Here is a 21,148-nt window from a genome sequence, read left to right as displayed (position 1 = left end):
ATGCGTCCGCCCCGCCGCCCCGAGCCGCCCCGCCCCGCCTCCGCCGCCGAAGTCGCGCGGCTGGCGGGCGTGTCGCGCTCGGCCGTGTCGCGGACCTTCACCGACGGGGCCAGCGTCTCGGCGCAGACCCGCGCCAAGGTGATGGCGGCGGCGAAGGAGCTGAACTACCACGTCAACCACCTGGCCCGCGGCATCTCCAAGGACGAGAGCCGGCCGGTCTGCCTGCTGGCCTCGAACATGACCCGGCCCTATCACGGGATGCTGCTCGACGCGCTGACCCGGCGGCTGCAGGCGGCCGGCCGGATGGCCATGGTCATCAACGTCACCGCCGATCCCGACAGCGCGCAGGACGCGCTGGAGCGCGCGCTGAGCTACCGCGCCTCGGCCAGCATCGTGATGTCGGGCACGCCGCCCGGGCACATGGTGCGCAGCTGCGTCGAGGCCGGGCAGAAGGTGATCCTGATCAACCGCGGCGAGGCCGGGCCGGGCGTCCACCAGGTGCGGATCGACTACCGCGACGCGATGGAGGACGCGCTCCACATGCTGCTGCGGGCCGGCTGCCGCCGGATCGGGCTGGCGAGCTCGTCGAAGGGCACCCCCAGCCTGGCCGCACGCGAGGCGATGTTCCTCAAAGCGGCGGCCGCGCGCGGGCTCGAGCCGGTGCTGTGGCGCGGCCCGGGCAGCGACTATGCCGACGGCGCGGCCGCCGCGCGCAGCCTGCTGGCCGGGCGCAGCCGCCCCGACGGCGTCTTCTGCATCACCGATCTGGTGGCCTGCGGCTTCCTCGACGCGGCGCGGCAGGATTTCGGCCTCGCCGTGCCGGGCGAGCTCTGCGTGATCGGCTTCGACGACATCCCCGAGGCCGCCTGGCGCGGCTACGGGCTGACCACCTTCGCCCAGCCCTATGCCCGCATCGCCGAGGAGGTCGAGCGCATGCTGACCGGCGAAACGGCCCCGGGCGAGGTCGCCACCCTCTCCGCCGCCCCGGTCTGGCGCGCCACCGTGCGCCCCGGCCCGGAGGGCGCCCCGCCGCCGGGACCCTGAGACCCCCGCCCGCCGCCGCGCGGATCCCCTTGGCGGCGCGGGCAAAAGCCCGGCAGGCGGACCGGAGGCAAGATTCTTGCCGGACAGTAAACTTGGCGCAACCGTGCAATTAAGGTTGACGCAAGGGAGGCGGCCACTCCAAGCTTGCGGGCATATCAGCGGCCCGCCCTTGGACACCCGCTCTGCCGCCCGCATGTCCCGAGGGGACGGGCGCGGAGCTGGCGGGCGTGCCGCGGGTCCGGGCAGGCAGAGCCGCGCGGGCCCGTCTTGGGGAAACCGGAGTTGGACGGCCGCCCTTAGCCAGTGATTGCGTACCCCGGCTGCGTTCGAGGACGCCCTCCGGGGGCCGTCCCTTCACAGCCACACCCGTTTGCGCGCCGGCCAAAGGACAAGCGGAACGGGGGGAACAGTCTTGGCAGATCTCATCTTCGGCGGCGTCGGGACGATCGATCTCGGCGGCGCGCCGGGCGACGTGCTGGAATTCGGACATGACGCGGCCTTCGAAATCGCGGAGGGCAGCGTCGCCTTCTCCTTCAATGCCGCGGATACCGATGGCCAGCAGGGGCTGTTCTCGAAGGATGCCTACGGCTATGGCGGCGGCGGCAACCATTTCGCGGTGTTCCTCGACGGCGACCGGCTGAAGGCGCGGTTCCAGGACGGCAGCGCCGAGGTCTATCTGACCTATGACGGCATCGCCGCGGGACGGGATTACGAGATCGCCGCGACCTTCGGCGCGGAGGGGGTCGCGCTCTGGGTCGATGGCGTGCTGGTGGCCAGCGACACGCTGGTGATGGACTGGCGGCTGAATGCCGAGGCCATGCAATGGGGCGGCCGCGGCTGGGCCAGCGACAGCGGCCAGGCCGGTTTCGACGCGCCCTTCGAGGGCACCATCGCCGATCCCGAGATCTATTCCGGCGTGCTCTCGGCGGAGGAGATCGCCGCGCTGGCAGGCACACCGAACGCGCCGCCCGCGCCCCGCTTCGACAGCTACGCCACGCAGGAGGACACGCCGCTGAGCTTTGCGGCGGCGGAGCTGCTGGAGAATGACAGCGATCCCGATGGCGGCACGCCGGTCTTCCTCGGCCTCGCCCGGCAGCCCTATCACGGCAGCGCCGCCTATGATCCCGCCACGGGGCTGGTCACCTACGCGCCCGATCCCGATTTCAGCGGCACGGACAGCTTCACGGCCTTCATCGGCGACGGCCAGGGCGGGAGTTCCCGGTCGCGGATCGATGTCGAGGTGGCGCCGGTCAATGACGCGCCCGTGGCAACGGATGACGCGGGCGGCAGCGTGGTCGCGGGCCGCGCGATCGTCATCGACCTGATCGGCAATGACCGCGATGCCGATGGCGACGCGCTCGCCATCGCCGCGGTGACGGGCGCCGCGCTCGGCACGGTCACCGACAATGGGGACGGCACCGTGACCTATGCCGCGGGCGCGGAGGCGGGGCCCGACAGCTTCGGCTACACCGTCGCGGACGGCAAGGGCGGCACGGCCACGGCCACGGTGTCGCTGAGCGTCCTGGCCGATCCGAACACGCCGCCGGTGGCGCGGGACGACGCCTATGCGCTGGACGAGGACACGCTCCTGGCGATCGCGCTGGCGAGCGGGGTGCTTGCCAATGACAGCGATGCGGATGGCGACGGGCTGCGCGCGCGCCTTGCCGCCGCCCCGCTGCACGGCACGCTGACGCTGAACGGCGACGGATCCTTCAGCTACGCGCCCGACGCCGATTTCCACGGCAGCGACAGCTTCACCTACCGGGTGACCGACGGCAAGGGCGGGACGGATCTGGCGACCGCCAGGCTGACCGTCGCGCCGGTCAATGACGCGCCCCTTGCCGCGGACGACACCGCCCGCACGGCAGAGGGCGCCGCCGTCCTGGTCGCGGTGCTGGGCAATGACAGCGATGCCGACGGCGACGCGCTGAGCGTGACGCTCGCAGGCGGGCCGGCCAATGGCACGGCGGCGGTCGATGCCCAGTGGCGGATCCTCTACACCCCCGCCGCGGGCTTCGCCGGCACGGACAGCTTCGGCTACAGGATCGCCGACGGCAAGGGCGGCACGGATACCGCGACCGTCGCCGTCACGGTGGGCGGCGAGGCCGGCGGGCTCGTCTCGGACGATTTCAGCGGCAGCACGCTCGGGCCGGAATGGCTCTTCGAGGGGATCGCGGGCACGGCGGAGCTGGAAAGCGACGGCACCGAGTCCTGGCTGCAGATCACCTCGCCCGCGGGCGTCTCCGTCGATGCCTACCGCGCGATGACCACGCCGCGGCTGCTGCAATCCGTCGAAGACGGGGATTTCCAGGTCGCCATCCGCTTCCTCAACGAGCCGGACCAGATCTACCAAGAGCACGGGATTCTGGTGCTGGAAAGCGACACGCGCTGGTTCCGCTTCGACATCGCCTATACGCCGGGCGGCCTCTACCTGCTGGTCGGCGATGTCGACGGGGTCTCGCGCGGCTTCCCCTATCGCGAGCCGGTGGCGCCGGGCGACGCGCTGTTCCTGCGGATCACCCGCACCGGCACCGAATTCCGCTTCGAGCATTCCGCCGACGGCACGGACTGGATCACGGCGATCACGCTCCAGAGCGATCTCGTCCCCGCGCAGATCGGCCCCTTCGCCGGCAGCACCGGGCGCAATGACGAGACGCCGCCGGGCTTCGTCTCGATGTTCGACTGGTTCGAATCCGCCGCCGATCCGATCCTCGGCGAGGATCTGGGCGGGCTGCCGCCGGTTGCCGCGGACGACTATCTGCAGACCGGCGCGGGCGTGGCGCTGGCCATCGCGGCGAGCGACCTCCTGGCCAATGACAGCGATCCCGACGGAGACCTGCTGTCCCTCGCCAGCTACACGCAGCCCGCCCACGGGACGCTGGCCGCGGGCCCGCAGCCCGGCGACCTGGTCTACACCCCCGCGGCGGGCTTTTCCGGGATCGACAGCTTCACCTATGCCGCCAGCGACGGCAGCCGCGAGGCCGCGGCGGCGGTGCTCGTCTCGGTCATGGCGGCGGGCAACACCGCCCCGGTGGCGCGCGCCGACGCGGTGGCGACCAGCGAGGACATGGTCCTGCGCTTCGACCCGGCGGCGAATGACAGCGATGCCGAGGGCGACGCGCTGGCCGTCTTCTCCGTGGGCGCGGCGGCCCATGGCGCGGTCGTGCTCAATGCCGACGGCACGGTCAGCTACACGCCGGATGCGGATTACGCCGGGCCGGACAGCTTCGGCTATGCGGTGGCGGACGGACGGGGCGGGCTTTCCACGGGCATGGTCGATGTGGCCGTCACCGCCGTCAATGACCCGCCAAGCGCCGCGGACGCGGCCTTCGCCATCGACGACGATGCCCCCGAAGGCAGCGTGGCCGGCCGCATCGGGGCCAGCGACCCCGAGGGACAGGCACTGTCCTACCGCATCCTCTCGGGCGATCCGGCCGGGATCTTCTCGGTCGATGCCGCCGGGCGGGTGACCGTCGCGGATGCCGCGGCGCTGGCGGCCGGCGGACCCGGCAGCTACGCGCTCCGGGTCGAGGTGTCGGACAGCGACGGCGCCGCCACGGTGGCGGCCGTCACCGTCGCCGTCACCGATGCCGACCTTCTGGGCATCGCCTTCGCGCTCGGGGCGATGGAATTCGGCGGCACGGCCGCGGATGCCGTGATCCTGCCGCATGACCCGGTGATGGCGGTGGAGGACGGCGCGCTGGCCTTCGCCTTCGAGGCCGGCAATGCCGACGGGCGCAGCTGGCTGTTGTCGAAGGACGCCTCCGGCTACGGCGATGGCGGCCATGTCGGCGTCTTCCTCGAGGATGGCCGGATCGGCCTGCGGATCCAGTCCGGCAGCGCCAATTACGAGCTGCTCGCCGAGACGCAGATCGCGGCGGGCAGTTTCCACCATGCCGCGGTGAGCTTCGGCGCGGCGGGGCTGAAGCTCTTCCTCGACGGCACGCTCGAGGCCGCCGCCGCCTATGCCGGCGGGATCGCCGCCAATGCCGAGCCGCTGGTGCTGGGCGCCACGCAGTGGAGTTCCTCGCCGGGCTATGCCGACAAGCTGTCGGAAGGGTTCGACGGGGTGATCCACGGCTTCGAGCTCTATGGCCAGCCGCTCTCCGGGGCGGATGCCGCGATGCTGGCGGCGCGCGCGCTGGCCCCTGTCCCGGGGGCGCCCCTCGCCGTGACCGACCTGATCGAACTGCCGAAGGGCGCCGTCTCGGTCATCGACATCGCGGAGCTTCTGGCCAATGACAGCGATCCCGGCGGCGACACGCTGGCCTTCCAGTCCTTCTCGCAGCCGAGCGCGGGCACGCTGGCCGATCGCGGCGATGGCACGCTGGCCTACACGCCGCCCGCCGATTTCGAGGGGCTGGCGACCTTCGCCTACACGATCAGCGACGGCACGCATGCCTCGACGGCCATCGCGGTCCTCGATGTCAGCCTCGCCGTCGTGGCCGCCTCCGGCGCGGATCCGGACTGGCGGCAGGTCTCGACCGGGACCGGCTGGCTGCCGCGCCCGGCCACCGCGGAATACACCGCCGCGCAAGTCTTCGACGCCAATGGCGACGGGCTCGACGACTACATCATCGCCGGGCGCAAGGGCGGCCCGGCGGTCACGCTCTACCTGCAGCAGCCGGACGGGCGCTTCGCCGAGCGGGTGATCGAGCCCGGCAGCTTCGACATCGAGGCCGGCGGCACGGTCCATGACATCGACGGCGACGGCGATCTCGACCTGGTGCTGGGCGGCGATTCCAAGTCGACCGAGATCTGGTGGTGGGAGAATCCCGGCCTCTACGGCGAGGGCGACACCTGGCAGAGCCATGTCCTGAAGACCGGCGGCGCCAACCAGCAGCATGACATGGCCTTCGGCGATTTCGACGGCGACGGCACCGACGAGCTCGCCTTCTGGAACCAGAAGGGCGCGGGCAACGGCATCTACCTCGCCGAGATCCCGGCCGATCCCACGCAGCTCTGGCCGAAGGTGCAGATCTACGACGGCGCGATCAGCGAGGGGATGGATACCGGCGATATCGACGGCGACGGGATCCTCGACATCGTGGTCGGCGGCTACTGGCTGAAATGGCAGGGCGGCGCGGACTACCTGGCAACGACGATCGACGCGGGCTTCCCCTATCCGCAGACCGCGGTCGGCGATCTCGACGAGGACGGGCGGCTCGACGTGGTGATCTCCAGCGGCGATGCCGACGGGCCGCTGATGCTCTACACCTATTCGGGCGATCCGACCGTCGCGGCGAACTGGACGGGCACCGACCTGCTGGGCACCATCGTCGACGAGGGCCACAGCCTGGAGATCGCCGATCTCGACGAGGACGGGCATCTCGACATCTTCGTCGCGGAAATGAACCTCGACGGCCAGAATCCCGGGGCGGAGACCTGGGCGCTGTTCGGCGACGGCACCGGCAGCTTCGAGGTGACGCTGGTCGCGACCGGTGCGGACAACCACGAGTCGACGCTGGGCGATCTCGACGGCGACGGCGATCTCGACATCCTCGGCAAGGGCTTCCACGAGTCCGAGATCAACATCTGGTACAACACCCTGACCGAGCCGGTGCTCTATGCCTGGAACCGCACCGTGATCGACGGCGACCGGCCCTATCGCGCGATCTTCGAGGAGGCCGCCGATCTCGATGGCGACGGGCTGCTGGACATCGTCACCGGCGGCTGGTGGTACCGCAATCCGGGCACGATCGGCGGCGACTGGGTGCGCATGGCGATCGGCGCGCCGCTGAACAACCTCGCCGCGGTCTTCGATCTCGACGGCGATGGCGATCTCGACATCCTCGGCACCCAGGGCATCGGCAGTTCCGCCAATAGCAGCTTCGCCTGGGCGGAGAATGACGGGGCGGGGAACTTCACCATCCACGTCAATATCGCCGATGCCGAGGGCGCCTTCCTGCAGGGCACGACGGTGACGCGCTTCTCCGATGGCGGGCCCTTGCAAGTGGTGCTGTCCTGGCAGAACGGGGCGGGCGGCACCCAGGTGCTGACCGTGCCGGACGATCCGGCCAGCGGGACCTGGGCCTGGTCGCAGCTCTCGGCCTTCTCTTCGGGCGAGGGGCTCGACGCGGCCGATATCGACGGCGACGGCGACAACGACATCCTGACCGGCTTCGACTGGCTGCGCAATGACGGCGGCGCCTTCACCCGCGTCGCGCTGCACCAGCCGCCAGCCCAGGCCGAGCCCGACCGCGTCCATCTGGTCGACATGGACAGCGACGGCGATCTCGACGCGCTGGTGGGCTACGGCCACGAGAGCAGCATCACCACGCTGGCCTGGTACGAGCAGGGCGCGGACCCGGAGGCGCTCTGGGCCGAGCACGCGATCTCGAACCAGCTGGCGGGCAATCCCCAGAGCGTCGATGTCTTCGATCTCGACGGCGACGGCGACATGGACGTGGTGGCGGGCGAGCACCTGCCCGCGGATCCCGGCGATCTGGGGCTCCATGTCTTCGAGAATCTGGACGGCGCGGGCTCGGCCTGGGGGCAGCACCTGGTCTACGAGGGCGACGAGCACCATGACGGCGCGCAGCTTGCCGATCTCGACAATGACGGCGACATGGACATCTATTCGATCGGCTGGACGCATGGCGAGGTCCTCGTCTACGAGAACCTCTCCAACGGCTTCTAGGATCGCCGGGGCCCGCGGGCCCCGGCCCCGTCAGGCGGCCGCGTCGAGATAGTCGAAATCGGCAAAGGGCGCGATCCGCGCCGTGTCGATCTCGGCACCCAGCCCCGGCGCGTCCGGCACCTCCAGGCGGCCGTTGCGGATGCGGTCCTCGGGCGGGTCGCGCAGGACCTGGACATAGCCGTTCGCCTCGGGGAAGTAGGGATAGGTCTCCAGCGGCATCGGATTGGCCGTCGCCATCCAGGCCTGCATCGACACCGCGGTGCACAGCGAGGAGGCGCAGTTATGCGGCGAGACGCGGGCATTGTAGGCCTCGGCGGTCGCGGCGATCTGCACCAGCTCGAAGATGCCGCCGCAATTGCCGACATCGGGCATGACGATGTCGACGCCGCCGGTCTCCAGCAGGTTGCGGAAGCCGTTGCGGGTATAGACCCGCTCGCCTGCGGCAATGGGGATGTTCCAGCGCCCGGCCATCTGCCGCAGGCCGCCGGTGTTGAACGCGTCGAGCGGCTCCTCCACCCAGGACACGCCCGCCTCCTCGCAGACCGCCATGAAGCGGATCAGCTGGTCGTTGTTCATGCCGCCGCTGAGATCGAGCAGGATCTCGGCCTGGTTCCCGACGATGTCCTTCAGCAGCCGCACCCGGTCGACCGCCATCTGGAACTGCTCCGCCGTCAGCGCGCGGCGGGTGACATGCTTCAGCGTGCCGCCCGGCAGGCGGAAGGCCAGCGGATAGGTCTTCAGCATCGTGTAGCCGTCGCGCAGCGGCCGCTCGACCGCGCGGGCCCATTCGGTCACGTCGTCGTTGCGGTAGTTCCAGCCATTGGCATAGACCGGGATCTCGTCCTGGAAGGACGCGCCGAACAGCGTCCAGACCGGCACGCCCAGCGACTTGGCCTTGATGTCCCACAGCGCATGGTCGATGGCGCTGATCGCGGCGAAGACGATGGCGCCGCCGCCCTTGGTCCAGAACGAGTTGTCGTAGATGTCGTGATAGACATTGCGGGGGAATTGCGGATCCGCCCCGATCACCTTGGGCGCCAGGTCCGCCAGCATCCCGGCCACCGCCTTGGCGCCCAGCCCGTAGGCCACGGCCGCCTCGCCCCATCCGGTGATGCCCTCGTCCGTCTGCAACTCGACGAGGACCGGATGCAGCTCGCCTTCGGTGATCCGGTAGACCTTCATGTTAGTGACGCGCACTGGGTTCTCTCCCTTTTCTGGAGCTGTTGAGGAGGGCGATCATGCCGAGGCAGATCAGGGCGCCGGCGATGTCCGCCCGCGGATCCGGCACGGCCAGCAGGAGGCCGCCGGCGAAGACCGGGGCGGCGGCAAGCGCGCCGACGGGTTTCAGGAGGTAGCGCGAGAGCGCCGCGGACATGGCCACCACGCCGATCGCGCAGGTGCCGCCGTCGATCGCGAGGCTCCGCCAGGTGAAGCCCTCCGCCACCAGCAGGAGCGACGGCGCGTAGCAGAAGACCATCGGCACGACGATCTTGCCGATCCCCAGCTTGAAGGAGGCGATGCCGGTGCGGAAGGGCGGCGACTGCGCGATCGCGGCGGCCGCGAAGGCGGTGGTGCAGACCGGCGGCGTCAGCTCGGCGATGATGCCGTAGTAGAAGACGAACATGTGCGAGGCGATGGCGGGCACGCCGAGCTGCGCCAGCGCGGGCTGCGCCACGGTGGCCAGCAGGATGTAGAGCGCCGTGGTCGGCAGCCCCGCCCCCATCAGGATGCAGCAGGCCGCGATCAGCAGCAGCGAGATGAATTTCTGCAGGCTGTAGACATCGAGCGGCACCAGCGCCGAGAGCCCGCCCGCGATCTGCGCCGCGCCCGAGGTCACGAGAAAGCCGACGCGAAAGCCGACGCCCGTTGTGTTGATGACCCCGATGGTGATCCCCACCACCGCCGCCGCGACGCCGACGATCAGCGCGTATTTCGCCCCGGTGACGAAGGCTTCGGCCAGCTGCCGCAGCGGCTGCGGCTCGTCGCGGCGCAGCGCCGCGGTGACGCCCGCGATGGCCAGGAAGGCGCCGGTCGCGGGCGAGAACGCCCCGTCGAGCGTCCGGCTCGCCGCGAAGGCGACGAAGGCGAGGTTCAGCACCAGCGTCGCGGGCCGCCGGATCGAGGTGAAGCCGAAGAGCGCGGCCACCGAGATGCCAATGAAGGCCGCCATGTAGGGCGTGTAGCCCGAGAACAGGATGACGAGCAGCGCGGCCAGCGGGAAGACATGCCGCCAGCCATGGCGCCAGATGCCGAGGATGTCGCGCAGCCGTCCGGTGGCGTCGGGCTTCAGCCCCAGCCGCAGCGCGGTGAAATGCACCTGCGCGAAGACGCCGGTATAGTGCATCAGCGCCGGGACGACCGCGGCGAGGATGATCGTCGTGTAGGGCACCTCGAGGAATTCGGCCATGATGAAGGCGGCCGCGCCCATCAGCGGCGGCGTGATCTGCCCGCCCGCGCTGGCGGCGGCCTCGACCGCGGCGGCGAAGGTGGCGGGATAGCCCAGCCGCTTCATGTTGGGGATCGTCAGCGAGCCGGTGGAGACGGTATTGGCGATCGACGAGCCCGAGATCGAGCCGAAGAAGGCCGATGAGAGCACGCTGACCTTGGCGGGCCCGCCGGTCTGCCGCCCGGCGATGGCCTGGGCATTGGCGATGAAGAACTCGCCGAGCCCGGTCGCCTGGGCGATCACGCCGAAGATCACGAACTGGATCACGATGGTCGAGACCACCCAGACCGGCAGGCCGAAGATGCCCTCGGAGGGGAAGTAGATGTTGTTGACGAACTGCCGCCAGTCGACGCCCGGATGCTGCAGGATGGCGACTGGGATCTGCGGCCCGAACAGCGCATAGCCGATCGCCGCGAAGGAGATGAGCGGCAGCGCCCAGCCCAGCGTGCGCCGCGACAGCTCGATCACCGAGAGGATCAGGAAGGTGCCGAAGACCAGGTCGAGCGTGTTGGGATTGCCCTGGCGCAGTGTCTGCGGCAGCACCTCGACCGCCCAGGGTCCGATGCCGAAGCTGCCGCTGCGCCAGTAGAGCGGCAGGTAGAAGAGCGCCGCCACCGTCCCGGCCATCAGCGCGATATCCCAGGCGGGGATCCGCGCCTCGGTCCCGGGCCGGATGGAACGGCGCGACAGCGGGTAATAGCAGTAGGCCATCACCGCCACCCCGGCCAGGTGAATGGCGATATGCACGCGGTGGACCGGCACGCCGAAGCCCGCCGTCACGAAATGGTAGAGCCCGAAGGCCAGTCCCAGGAGCCAGAGCGCGCGGCGCGCCTGCCTCCGCGGCCTGCGGATCTCGGCGAAATCCTCGCCGCCGGCCTCTGCCGGGCGCGCCTGCGCCTGATGCTCGTCGGGGGTCATCTGTCTTGTCCGAAGTTCCGGGATGGCGGGCCGCTGCGGGCCCGCCTCCCTGTCATGGATCGCGGAAGGGCCCGGGCCCGGCCGGTCATTCCGCCAGCAGCTCGTCATAGGCGCGCTTGGCACCCGGATGCAGCGGCACGCCCAGCGTGTCGACGCCGTTCAGCGCCTTGTCCAGCGTCATCGTCGCCGCCTTGGGATGGCCCGCATCGAACAGCTTGCGGCTGTTGTCGTTCCACAGCGCCTTGGTGATGCCGTAGATCAGATCCTCCGGCTCGTCGGCCCGGGTGACGAGGATCGTGTTGACGCCGAAGGTCTCGACCGGCTCCGCCTGGCCCTCGTAAGTTCCCGCCGCGATCGTGGTGCGCGCGTAGTAGGGGAAGGCCGCGATGATCGTGTCTAGCTCTTCCGGCGAGAAGTCGAGCAGCTTCATCCCCGAGGTCGAGGCGACCTGGACGATGGCCGCGGTCGGCGCGCCGGCAAGGGCGAAATAGGCGTCGATCTGGCCGTCCGCCAGCCGCTCTCCGGCCTGGGAGTTGTTCAGCTCGACCGGGGTGTAGTCGTCGCGGGTGATGCCGAAGGCGCCCAGCACCTCCTCGGCCGTGACCTGCAGCCCCGAGCCCGCCTCGCCGATGCTGACCCGCTTGCCGCGCAGGTCCCCGATGCTGGCGATGGCGCTGTCCTCGGGCAGCACGATCTGCGCCTCCTCGGGGAAGAGCGCCGCGATCACCCGCAGGTCGGGCGTCGGGCTGTCCTTGAAGTCGCCGAGCCCGTTGAACTGCACATAGAGCGTCGAGGAGCCGGTCAGCCCGGCCTCGAGCCCGCCATTCTCCACCGCCGCGTTGTTGTGGACCGAGGCATTGGTCGACTGGGCGATCGCCACCAGCCCGGGCACGCCGCAGCTGCCGCCCTCGGCGCAGGGGCGCGAGCCCGGCGGGCTGGAGATCGCGTTGGCGATCAGGCCGCCGATCGGATAGTAGGTGCCCCCTGCCCCGCCGGTGCCGATGCGGAAGAAGGACGGCGCCTGCGCGATCGCAGGCGCGGCCAGAAGCAGACCGGCAAGGGCGAATGCCCCGCCGAGGCGAGCCGAGATATGTTTCATGCGAGAACCCTGTTGGAGTTTGCCGTTAGGACTGGCCCCGAGAAACACCCGCAGCGCCATCAATGCAAATCGGCGGAACCTATCAGAATATAAACGCCATTGATGGGCGCCCTGCTCAGCCCGGGTCGGACTGCGCCTTCAGCGCCGCCCGGATGGCATTGTGGCAGGCATCCGCCGCCTCCGAGCGGGCGCGGAATTTCGGCCGCATAAGGTAATATAGCGCATGGATTTTCTCTTCGAGCGGCCGCCAGTCCGGATCGAGCGTCCGCCCCGCCAGCGCGGCGACCGTGGTGCAGGTGATCCGGTCCACCAGCGCGATCGCCCCGGTATTGAGCGCATGGCAGGCCATGGGGAAGAAATTCTGGAACTCGAAGGTCGTCTCGCCCACCAGATGGGCAGTGCGCTGCCCGACCACATGCTCGCGGTAGAGCGAATAGACGGCATGCGCGCGCAGGGTCGCGGCCGTCATCACCGGCCCCGGATCCCCGGCCAGCCCCTTGCGGAAGAGCGCGTAGACCGGCACGCGGAAGGCCTCGACCTCGTAGAGCGGGCTTTCCGCCAGCTCGACCCCCGCGCCCTCGTCGGCCACCGCGATGTCGCGCAGCTGGCCCTCCATGTCGGCGACGATCCGCGCGGCGGAGCCGTTCATCAGCCGCACCGGGCTTCGGGGCGCGGCCAGCGGCGCGATGCAGGCCGGGATCAGGTGGGTGCCGACATTGTTGGCCGAGATGATCGAGACCTGCGGCAGCGCGATGCCGTCCATCTGCGAGAAGGAGCTGCGGATGTCCTCCATCTGCTCCATCACCGGGCGGAGCCGCTCGAACAGGATCACCGCCTCGGCGCGCGGCCGCATCCGCCCCGCGGTCCGGTCGAAGAGCTGGGTCTGCAGGTCGGTCTCGAGCGCGCCGATCGCCATGCTGACCGTCGGCTGGGTGCGCCCCATGTTGCGCGCCGCCTGCGAGACGCTGCCGGTCAGCATGACCTGGTAGAAGGCTTCGAGCTGGTGGTGTTTCAAGGCTGCATCCCGCCTCTGGCGACCCGCCGCCGGGCGGCTGCCGCTCTCGTGGTGATCCCGGCGGCGGGTCGCGACCGCCGCCGCGCCGGACCCTACCAGCGCCGCCCCCCGGGAGAAAGCACCTCCCTGCCCCGGGCGCATCGTCCGGCGCCGGCGGTCAGGGCACTATGGCGGCGCTGACCCTCTCCTGGCCCGAGACCCACGCCGGGGGACCGGGACAGGAACCCAACCCGAAAGGCAGCCGCCGATGCTGCCCCCATTCGCCCGTCCGTCGCCATCCGTCAGCCGGACCCGGTCCCGTCCGCGACCCTGACGGATCTCGCAGGGCGCGGCTGCACTCCCCCAGTGCAAGGCCGCTCGCGCGACACGGGCGGAGGTGGCGACGAGCATGACGGTGGACGACCGCATCAGGCGATGGCCGGCGAAGCGGAAGCGAAGGGAACGTGGCGCCGATGCGCCGCGAAGGTCCCGGGAACGGCCCGCATGACTGCGGTGATGTGGCGGACGGCCCTTCCGCGCTCGTGCCGCTGGAACATGGCGGGGCTTCCATGTTCACCGAGTTGCGGGCCACGGACCATGGACAAGCCGGAGACGGTCGGTCGGGCCCTGGCCAAGACCGTTCTCCAGGATCCCGGCGCGGATGAGACTGGCAAGACGCTCATTCGGCGACAGCTGCGCCGTGGCGGGGTGCGCGGGGTCTTCGGGAAACGCGCGCCGTGCCATGTCGGCATGGCCGCTTGCGCTATCGCAGATCACCGCGCGCGGGAGCTCCTGTCGCCGGGCACGATGTCCGGCGGATGCCCGCGGCCCATACGGCCCCAGTCGAACGCGGCAAGACGGACGCGGCCGGCGCAGAAGCGGTCTGCGGGGCCGTGCCCGGCCGTCGATGCGTTTCGTCATCGTGAAGGCGGTGGATCAGCAGGCGGTGCTGATGCTGCGCAGGGCCCGGGATCGGCTGGTCCGGCAGCGGACGATGCCGGTCGAGGACCAGCGCGGCCATCTCGCCGGGCCCGGCATCATTTCCGCCAAAGCGCCGGGAGGCGGCGGCCCCGCGATTGCCGCCCAGACGACCGCAAGTGACGCGGTGCCGGAAGCAGCGCGCCCCGCACGCGATGCCGTCACCGGCCAGCTATGCCGCCTGGAACCCGGAATGGACGGGCTGCACCGCCGGATCATCGTCGGGCAGCGGAGCAGCGGGACCAGCCGCCGCCCGGCCACCATTCCGGGCATGGCCAGCGCGATCGCCGCCGCGGTCCCGGACGGCCGTTCGCGGCGTGGCTCGGACGGACGCCGCGCGCACATGGCAGAGGAGGGCGGGCATCGGCAAGCAGGTCTCCGCCGTGATGCGGATGGCGCGGAAGCGGTCCGAATCGGGCACATGGGCCGCGCGGCATCTCGAACGGAAACCGCCGCAGCGGCCCTGGCGCACAAGACGGCGAGGATCGCCCGGGCGGTGACGACGCGCGGCAGCACCTGCGCTGCGGCAGCCTGACAAGGACCTTGCCGCCAAGGACACGCGGCAGGGGCGGAGGACCATGATGGGCAACCATGAAACCCATGGGGACCAGGCGCCCGGAGCGCGACGCGGTGATTTGGGGACCGGTCCTCGGACTTCATCAGGTCCGGCGGCACGTCCGCGTGACACGGCCAGACAGATGGATGCACGCCCGCCGAGCTGCCATCGCAGCTTTGCGCTTGCCCCGGAAGGACCGTCCACCCACGGTTCCCGATGTCCGGACAGTTGCGCGGCGGCGCCTGGCTTGCCTTTTGGTCGTGCCGCAATAGGGCCATGGCCTGCATCGGCCTCGACCGGTCTCCGCCCGCCAAGCGCCGGAAGGGGCGCGGTGTGTCATCCAAGGTGATCCACCACCTGCCGAACCCGGTCCGGGCCTCGGATCCCGTGTCGAAAGCGACCATGGGCGTTGGGGCAGCACGTGTCGGCTTCCGGGGGGCACGGCGTCGATCCGGCGGGGTGAGAGCGCCATGGGCAAGCCGGGACCTCCGCGCACCGCACGACCCATGATACGCCATGGGGTCGAGCAGAATGGCGAACGCGCTGGAGCGACGCGGGCCCCGGCCGGGCGGGATTGCAGGCGTTCCGGGTCGCCGCCAGCGCGGGCCAGAAGGGCGGTCCGCTTGCTCCGGAGCGTCATCCGGAGGCAGGGTCAGCCGCGCATTTGCCCGGGCTGCACCCGGCGCCTCGACCGCCGCGCGCCCGGAAGGCGGCTGGAAACCGGCCGCGGAGGACACGGACATGGGCCAGTGATTGACATGGCCCCGCTAGCGCGGCTCACCGCCCCAAGGCGCTGCCGGGCGGGCAAAATGGAACCGGCCGCGCGATGGCGGCCGGTCCGGGGATCGTCTCAGGCGGAATGCCGGGCGCTGCCTCCGCCCCGCCTGGCCTGCCAGAGCCAGCGCAGGAGCGGCAGGAACAGCGTCAGCAGCGCCAGCGCCAGCAGCGCCACCGTGATCGGCCGGGTCCAGAGGAAATCCAGGCTGCCATTCGACAGCGACAGCGCGCGGCGGAAATTCGCCTCGGCCATCGGCCCCATGATCAGCGCCAGCACCACCGGCGAGGCCGGGAAGCCGTATTTCTGCATGAAATACCCCGCGACCCCCGCAACCAGCATCACGCCGACATCGAACATCGAGTTGTTCAGCGCATAGGTGCCGACCATGCAGAGCACCAGGATCGTCGGCGTCAGCAGCGCCGTCGGCACCCGCAGCACATTGCCCATCACCCGCATCAGCCCGAGCCCGAGGATGAGCATCGCCACATAGCAGAAGACCATGCCGGCAAAGAGCGTGAAGACCAGATCGGCGTGCTGCTGGAAAAGCAGCGGCCCGGGCTGCAGCCCCTGCAGCGTCAGCGCGCCGAGCATGATCGCGGTCACCGCGTCGCCCGGGATGCCGAGGGTCAGCATGGTCAGGAGCGCGCCGCCCGTGCAGGCATTGGCCCCGGATTCGCAGGCCGCGACGCCCGAGAGCTCGCCCTTGCCGAAATTCTCGGGATTGCGCGAGAAGCGCTTGGCCTCGTTGTAGGAGACGAAGGCGGCGACATCGGCGCCCGCGCCGGGGATCATGCCCATCAGCACGCCGAGCCCGGTGGAGCGCCCGATGGTCGGCAGCACGCCCCGGAGCTTCTCCCAGGGGGGCAGAAGCCGGCCGAGCCGCGCGGCCTGGCCGAGGCGGCGCGCCGGATCCTCCATCGTCTTGAAGGCCTCGGCCGCGGCGAAGAGGCCGATCATCACCGGGATGAAGGGCACTTCGTAGAGATCGGGGAAGCCGAAGGTGAAGCGCGGGAAGCCGCCCATCGGGTCGAGCCCGATCGTCGCCACCAGAAGGCCCAGCATGCCCGCGATCAGCCCCTTGACCGGCGAGGAGCCGGAAATCGAGGAGATGATCGACAGGCCGAACACCGCCAGCGCGAAGCTCTCGGGCGCCGAGAAGTTCAGCGCGAAGCGCGCCAGCACCGGCGCGAGGAAGATCAGCACCAGAACCGAGCCGGTGCCGCCGAGGAAGGAGGACACGGTCGCGGTGCCGAGCGCCAGCGAGGCCTGGCCCTTCTCGGTCAGCGCATAGCCGTCCATCGCGGTCGCGGCGGCGGCGGGCGTGCCGGGGATCTTCAGGAGGATCGCCGTAACGGAGCCGCCATAGACCCCGCCGAAGAACACGCCGCAGATCAGCAGGAGCCCCGGCAGCGGGTCCATGCCGAAGGTGAAGGGCAGAAGGATCGCCACGCCCATCGTGGCGGTGAGCCCGGGCATGGCGCCGATGAAGATGCCGATGACCACGCCGATCGCGGCCATGACCAGCGCCATCGGGCTGGCCGCCAGCGTGGCGACCCCCTGGGCGAGCATTGCAAAATCAAACATTACGGTCTCCGTTCGTCCTGCTCAGCCATCGCCGAGGGCGAGGCCGGGCAGCGGCACGTTCAGCCCGTAGGAAAAGAGCAGGTAGATGGCAGCGGCCGCAGCCACCGCATAGACGGCATTGCCGACGGCCTGCCGCCGCCCCATCAGCCAGATCACGGCATAGAGGAAGAGCGCCGCGGTGACGAGAAAGCCCAGATACGGCATCACCGCGATCGCGACGGCGACGGCGGCGACGGCCAGCGCGACGCGCTTGGCCGCGCCGGGCACCGGCGGCAGCCCCTCCATCCCCGGCGCGCGCAGCGTCTGCAGGGCGGAAACGAGGCACAGCGCGATCAGCACCAGCGCATAGAGCACGGGAAAGCGCGCGGGCCCGACATCGGTGGGCAGCGAGGTCGGCGGAAAGCTCCGCGTCAGCAGGATCGCCGCGACGGAGATCGCCGCGACGAGGCCGAGCAGCACCAGCGTGCCCGCGCGCTCCCGCGCGGAGAGCGCCTGCTCCGGTCCGGTATCAGTCATGGGGAAGGCTCCTCGTGAATGCCGGACGGCGCCCTGGCGCCGCCCGGAGGGCGATGGTCAGCGCGCCATGCCCAGTTCGGTCATCAGCTCGCCGAAGAACTCGTCCTGCGCCGCGATCTTGGCCTGGAACGCGTCGGCGTCCAGATAGGCGTGGTTGAGGTTCATCTTGGCGAGCTGCGCCTTGAAGGCCTCGGACTGGCCCGCGGTCGCCGCGACCTCGCGCAGCGCCGCCAGCGCGTCATCGGGCAGGCCGTTCGGCACCAGAACGCCGCGCCAGGTGCCGACCGACAGCTCGATGCCCTGCTCCTTGAAGGTCTCGACCTCCGGGAAGGCGGCGACGCGCTCGTCGGCCATCACGCCCAGCATCCGCAGCTCGCCCGCGGCGACGAAGTTCGAAACCTCGGCCGGGCTGACGCTGACCGCCTCGATATGGCCGCCGAGCAGCGCCGTGACCGCCGGGGCCGCGCCCTCGAAGGGGATGTGGTTGAAGGTGGCGCCGACATCCTTGCCGAAGGCCTCGGCCGCCAGGTGCCAGATCGCGCCGGTGCCGGAATTGCCGATCCGCACCGTGCCCGGGTTCTCCTTGGCATGGGCGATGAACTCCTCCAGCGTCTGCCAGGGCGCGTCGGCCTTGACGGTGATCGCGGAAGGGTCGGCGTTCAGCTGGGCGATGGCGGTGAAGTCCGTGGCCTTGAAGCTCGCCATGCCCATATGCGGCAGCATGGTGATCTCGGCGGTGCCGAGCCCGATCGTGTAGCCGTTCGGCCGTGCCCGGGCGATGCCGGTCAGCCCGACCGCGCCGCCGCCGCCGGTGCGGTTGACCACGCCGATCGCCTTCGGCAGCGATTCATTGGCGATGTCCGCGAAGGCGCGGGCCACCAGGTCGGTGCCGCCGCCCGCGGAATAGGGCACGATCATCTCGATCGTCCGCGACGGGTAGGAGGCCGCCATTGCGCGCCCGCCAAGCGGGAGTGCGGCCATGGCGCCAAGCGCCGAGAAGGTGAAACTGCGTCTGTCCATCGTTATCCTCCACAGGAAATGGGCGGCCCGCCACGCGGCGGGACCGCGGAATGTCTCAGGCCGGGACCGCCTGCCCCAGATAGGCCGCCACGAAATCGCGGGCGTGGCCTGCCACCGTTTCGGCGCTGTCGCCGGGGCGGTAGAGCGCGCTGCCCAGGCCGAAGCCCGCGACGCCCGCCTCGAGGAAGGGCGCCATCGTGGCCGGGGAAATCCCGCCGACCGGCAAGAGCCGCGTGCCCTTGGGCAGCACCGCGCGCATCGCGCGGATCGCCGCCGGGCCGACCAGCTCGGCGGGGAAGATCTTCAGCGCATCCGCCCCGGCCTCGAGCGCCGCGAAGGCCTCGGTCGGGGTGGCGACGCCCGGCACGCAGAGGAGCCCGGCCGCCTTGGCGGCGCGGATCACCTTGGTATCGGCATGCGGCATCACCGCGAGCTCGGCACCGGTCTGGGCCAGCTGCGCGACCGCCTCGACCGAGGTCACGGTGCCCGCGCCGACCAGCACTTCGGCGGGCATGGCGGCACGGACCTGCGCGATGCTGTCGAAGGGCTCGGGCGAGTTCAGCGGGATCTCCATCAGGCGGAACCCGGTCGCCTCGAGTGCGCGGCACACCGGCAGGCAGTCCTGCGGGGTCAGGCCGCGCAGGATCGCCACCAGCGGCAGGGCCGCCATCGCCGCGTCGAAGCGGGCTTGCAGAAGGCTGTCAGACATGGCTGGTTTCCTTTTCCGGCGCCAGGAGCCCGGCGGCTCCGGCAAGACTGAAGAGCCCGGCCGGGGCGGGATTGCCGGGCTGGGCCGCGGGGGCGCGGCCGAGAAGCTGCGAAAGCGCGCGTTCGTAGCGGCGGCACAGCTCGCCCTCGCCGACGAGATAGAGCGGGCGGTCCTGTCCTTCGGCCTCGGCCGCGGCGAGGATCTCGTGGCCGATCAGCAGTCCGGACATGTAGTCGGCCAGACCTTCGGGCGCGATCCGCCCGGTCAGGCCCAGCGTGCGGACACTGAAGAGCGCATGGCCGAGCGCGCCGTCGCGGGCGCGCTCCAGCCCTTCACCGAAAGCGTCCCAGTCCTCCGCGTCCGGCGCCGCCTCAGGCATCAGCCGCCCGAGGATCGAATGCGCGCGGAAGACCGCGAAGAGCTCGCCGGTCATGTAGGTCGCGAAACCCGCCACCTGCCCGTCGCGGAGGCTCGCCCATTTCGAATGGGTGCCGGGCAGGACGATGAGCGCGTCGCGCGCCGCCTCGGGATGGGCCGCCAGCGTGCCCGCGATCTGGATTTCCTCGCCGCGCATCACGTCGGGCGTGCCGCCCTCGGGATCGTGGATCAGCCCCGGCGCGATGGTCACGCGATGGCCCGCTCGGGTCTCGAAGCCCAGCGAGGCCCCGGCCAGCGCGTCCGGACCCGCCGGGCAGCGCAGATAGGGCACCTCGCGCCAGCCCTGGGCGCTGCCGACCATGCCCGCGGCCACCACCGGCACCGGCGCCGCGGCGAGCCAGTCGCCGCAGATCGCCTCGAAGGCGGCCTCGAACCCGTCCTCGCCCGGGGCGGGAAGATGCTGGATGCCGGCGCCGCTGGAGCGGGTCTCGAGGATCTCGCCCGCCGCCCCCATCCGGTAGGCGCGCAGGCTCGAGGTGCCCCAGTCGAGCGCGATCAGCGCGGTGTGCGGTCCGGTCATGCGGGGCTGCCTCCGAGGCTGCGGGTGATTTCCGCGGCATGGGCCGCGACGACGGGGCCGAGCTCGGCCAGGCGGCTTTCGGGCATGAAGGGCACCGCGCTGGCGACGCTGAGCCCCGCGGCCACCTGCCCCGAGACATCGCGCACCGGCGCGCCGACGCAGCGGATGCCGAATTCGTTCTCCTCGAGGTCGAGGGAGTAGCCCCGGCCTGCGGCGGCCTCGAGGTCGTCGCGGAATTCCGGCCAGGGCCGCGGCGGCACGCGGCCGGGATGGCGGGACTGGATTTCGGCGGCGGCGCGGTAGAGCGGCTCCCAGCGCTCGGGCGGCATGGCGATCATCATCGCCTTGCCGAGCCCGGTCAGCGCCAGCGGCATCCGCTGCCCCGGGCGCGAGCGCATCTCCAGGCCCCGCGTGCCCTCGATCTTGTCGAGATAGAGCACCTCCGCCCCGTCGGGCACGCCCAGATGCACGGTGTCGCCGGTCAGCTCGGCCAGCCGCCGCAGCACCGGCGCGGCGAGCGCCTGGACCGGGCGCTGTTCGCGCGCGCGCTGGCCGAGGAAGATCAGCTGCGGCCCCAGCAGATAGCCCGATTGCGGAACGTGGTGCAGGTAGCCCGCGGCCACCAGGCTGGCCAGCAGCCGGTGCGCCGTGCTGCGCGGCACGCCGAGGGCGCGGCCGATGCCCCCGGCATCCGAGACCCCTTCCGAGACCAGCCGGACGACTTCGAGCCCGCGCATCAGCGTCTGGGTCCCTTTCGCCGCGCCGGATGCGGTCCTGGTGTCGCGATCCTCCTCCAAATTCCCCTCCTCCTCTTTGCGGCGGGACTATGAATCACGGCGCCAGATGTGTCAAATAGTATTGCTATGTCCCATTTAGTGAGACACCACAGAATCGGGACCGTGACGGCC

General features: G+C 70.8%; 12 protein-coding genes and 1 pseudogene. 3 read left to right on the top strand and 10 right to left on the bottom strand.

Going from position 1 to position 21,148, the window contains the following annotated elements:
* Together FGX59_RS08840 and FGX59_RS08835 are read left to right on the top strand one after the other, a co-directional pair.
* Positions 1–1,044, top strand: coding sequence for a substrate-binding domain-containing protein (locus tag FGX59_RS08840; protein WP_138466167.1), 1,044 nt, complete (start codon positions 1–3; stop codon positions 1,042–1,044).
* A gap of 412 nt (positions 1,045–1,456) precedes the next feature.
* The gene (locus FGX59_RS08835) at positions 1,457–7,684 is read left to right on the top strand and encodes an Ig-like domain-containing protein (protein ID WP_171060576.1); all 6,228 of its coding nucleotides are present in this window, start codon (positions 1,457–1,459) and stop codon (positions 7,682–7,684) included.
* A 30-nt stretch (positions 7,685–7,714) separates the two neighbouring features.
* Here FGX59_RS08835 and FGX59_RS08830 read toward each other — a convergent pair whose 3' ends face one another.
* The 4 genes from FGX59_RS08830 to FGX59_RS08815 form a co-directional block, all read right to left on the bottom strand.
* Entirely contained in the window at positions 7,715–8,881 is a 1,167-nt protein-coding gene (locus tag FGX59_RS08830) for a mandelate racemase/muconate lactonizing enzyme family protein (RefSeq protein ID WP_138466165.1), read from the bottom strand.
* Complete coding sequence (locus FGX59_RS08825; RefSeq protein WP_240722334.1) at positions 8,868–11,048, bottom strand: TRAP transporter fused permease subunit; 2,181 nt, start codon at positions 11,046–11,048, stop codon at positions 8,868–8,870. Before FGX59_RS08825 ends, FGX59_RS08830 begins: the two co-directional genes overlap by 14 nt.
* An 85-nt stretch (positions 11,049–11,133) precedes the next feature.
* Positions 11,134–12,147, bottom strand: a complete 1,014-nt coding sequence (locus tag FGX59_RS08820) for a TAXI family TRAP transporter solute-binding subunit (protein ID WP_138466163.1) — start codon at positions 12,145–12,147, stop codon at positions 11,134–11,136.
* A 115-nt stretch (positions 12,148–12,262) separates the two neighbouring features.
* On the bottom strand, positions 12,263–13,162 hold the full coding sequence (locus tag FGX59_RS08815; protein ID WP_171060575.1) for a LysR family transcriptional regulator: 900 nt from the start codon (positions 13,160–13,162) through the stop codon (positions 12,263–12,265).
* Positions 13,163–13,738: 576 nt separating this feature from the next.
* Here FGX59_RS08815 and FGX59_RS08810 point away from each other — a divergent pair.
* Positions 13,739–14,654, top strand: a pseudogene (locus FGX59_RS08810) (IS110 family transposase).
* Between the two features lie 871 nt (positions 14,655–15,525).
* Here FGX59_RS08810 and FGX59_RS08805 read toward each other — a convergent pair.
* Genes FGX59_RS08805 through FGX59_RS08780 form a run of 6 tightly spaced genes read right to left on the bottom strand, consistent with a single transcriptional unit; the run spans position 15,526 to position 21,037 of the window.
* A complete protein-coding gene (locus tag FGX59_RS08805; protein ID WP_138466161.1) occupies positions 15,526–17,037 on the bottom strand; it encodes a tripartite tricarboxylate transporter permease in 1,512 nt (503 codons plus the stop codon).
* A 21-nt stretch (positions 17,038–17,058) separates the two neighbouring features.
* Complete coding sequence (locus FGX59_RS08800) at positions 17,059–17,553, bottom strand: tripartite tricarboxylate transporter TctB family protein (RefSeq protein ID WP_138466160.1); 495 nt, start codon at positions 17,551–17,553, stop codon at positions 17,059–17,061.
* Positions 17,554–17,610: 57 nt separating this feature from the next.
* Positions 17,611–18,573 (bottom strand): tripartite tricarboxylate transporter substrate binding protein, encoded by a 963-nt coding sequence (locus tag FGX59_RS08795; protein ID WP_138466159.1) that lies wholly within the window; start codon positions 18,571–18,573, stop codon positions 17,611–17,613.
* Between the two features lie 55 nt (positions 18,574–18,628).
* Positions 18,629–19,282 carry a 2-dehydro-3-deoxy-6-phosphogalactonate aldolase gene (locus tag FGX59_RS08790; protein ID WP_138466158.1) on the bottom strand — a complete coding sequence of 218 codons (654 nt, stop codon included), beginning with the start codon at positions 19,280–19,282 and terminating at the stop codon, positions 18,629–18,631.
* Positions 19,275–20,240: a 2-dehydro-3-deoxygalactonokinase gene (locus FGX59_RS08785; RefSeq protein ID WP_138466157.1), complete on the bottom strand. Its 966-nt coding sequence runs from the start codon at positions 20,238–20,240 to the stop codon at positions 19,275–19,277. Before FGX59_RS08785 ends, FGX59_RS08790 begins: the two co-directional genes overlap by 8 nt.
* Positions 20,237–21,037: an IclR family transcriptional regulator gene (locus tag FGX59_RS08780; RefSeq protein WP_240722332.1), complete on the bottom strand. Its 801-nt coding sequence runs from the start codon at positions 21,035–21,037 to the stop codon at positions 20,237–20,239. The genes FGX59_RS08785 and FGX59_RS08780 overlap by 4 nt, the downstream gene beginning before the upstream one ends.
* Positions 21,038–21,148 lie beyond the last annotated feature (111 nt).

Source organism: Poseidonocella sp. HB161398, from assembly GCF_005870025.1.
In the GTDB taxonomy this organism is placed as follows: Bacteria; Pseudomonadota; Alphaproteobacteria; order Rhodobacterales; family Rhodobacteraceae; genus Mangrovicoccus.
The sequence above is the reverse complement of the archived record's forward strand: the minus strand, read 5'-3'. Positions and strand labels throughout refer to the sequence as shown.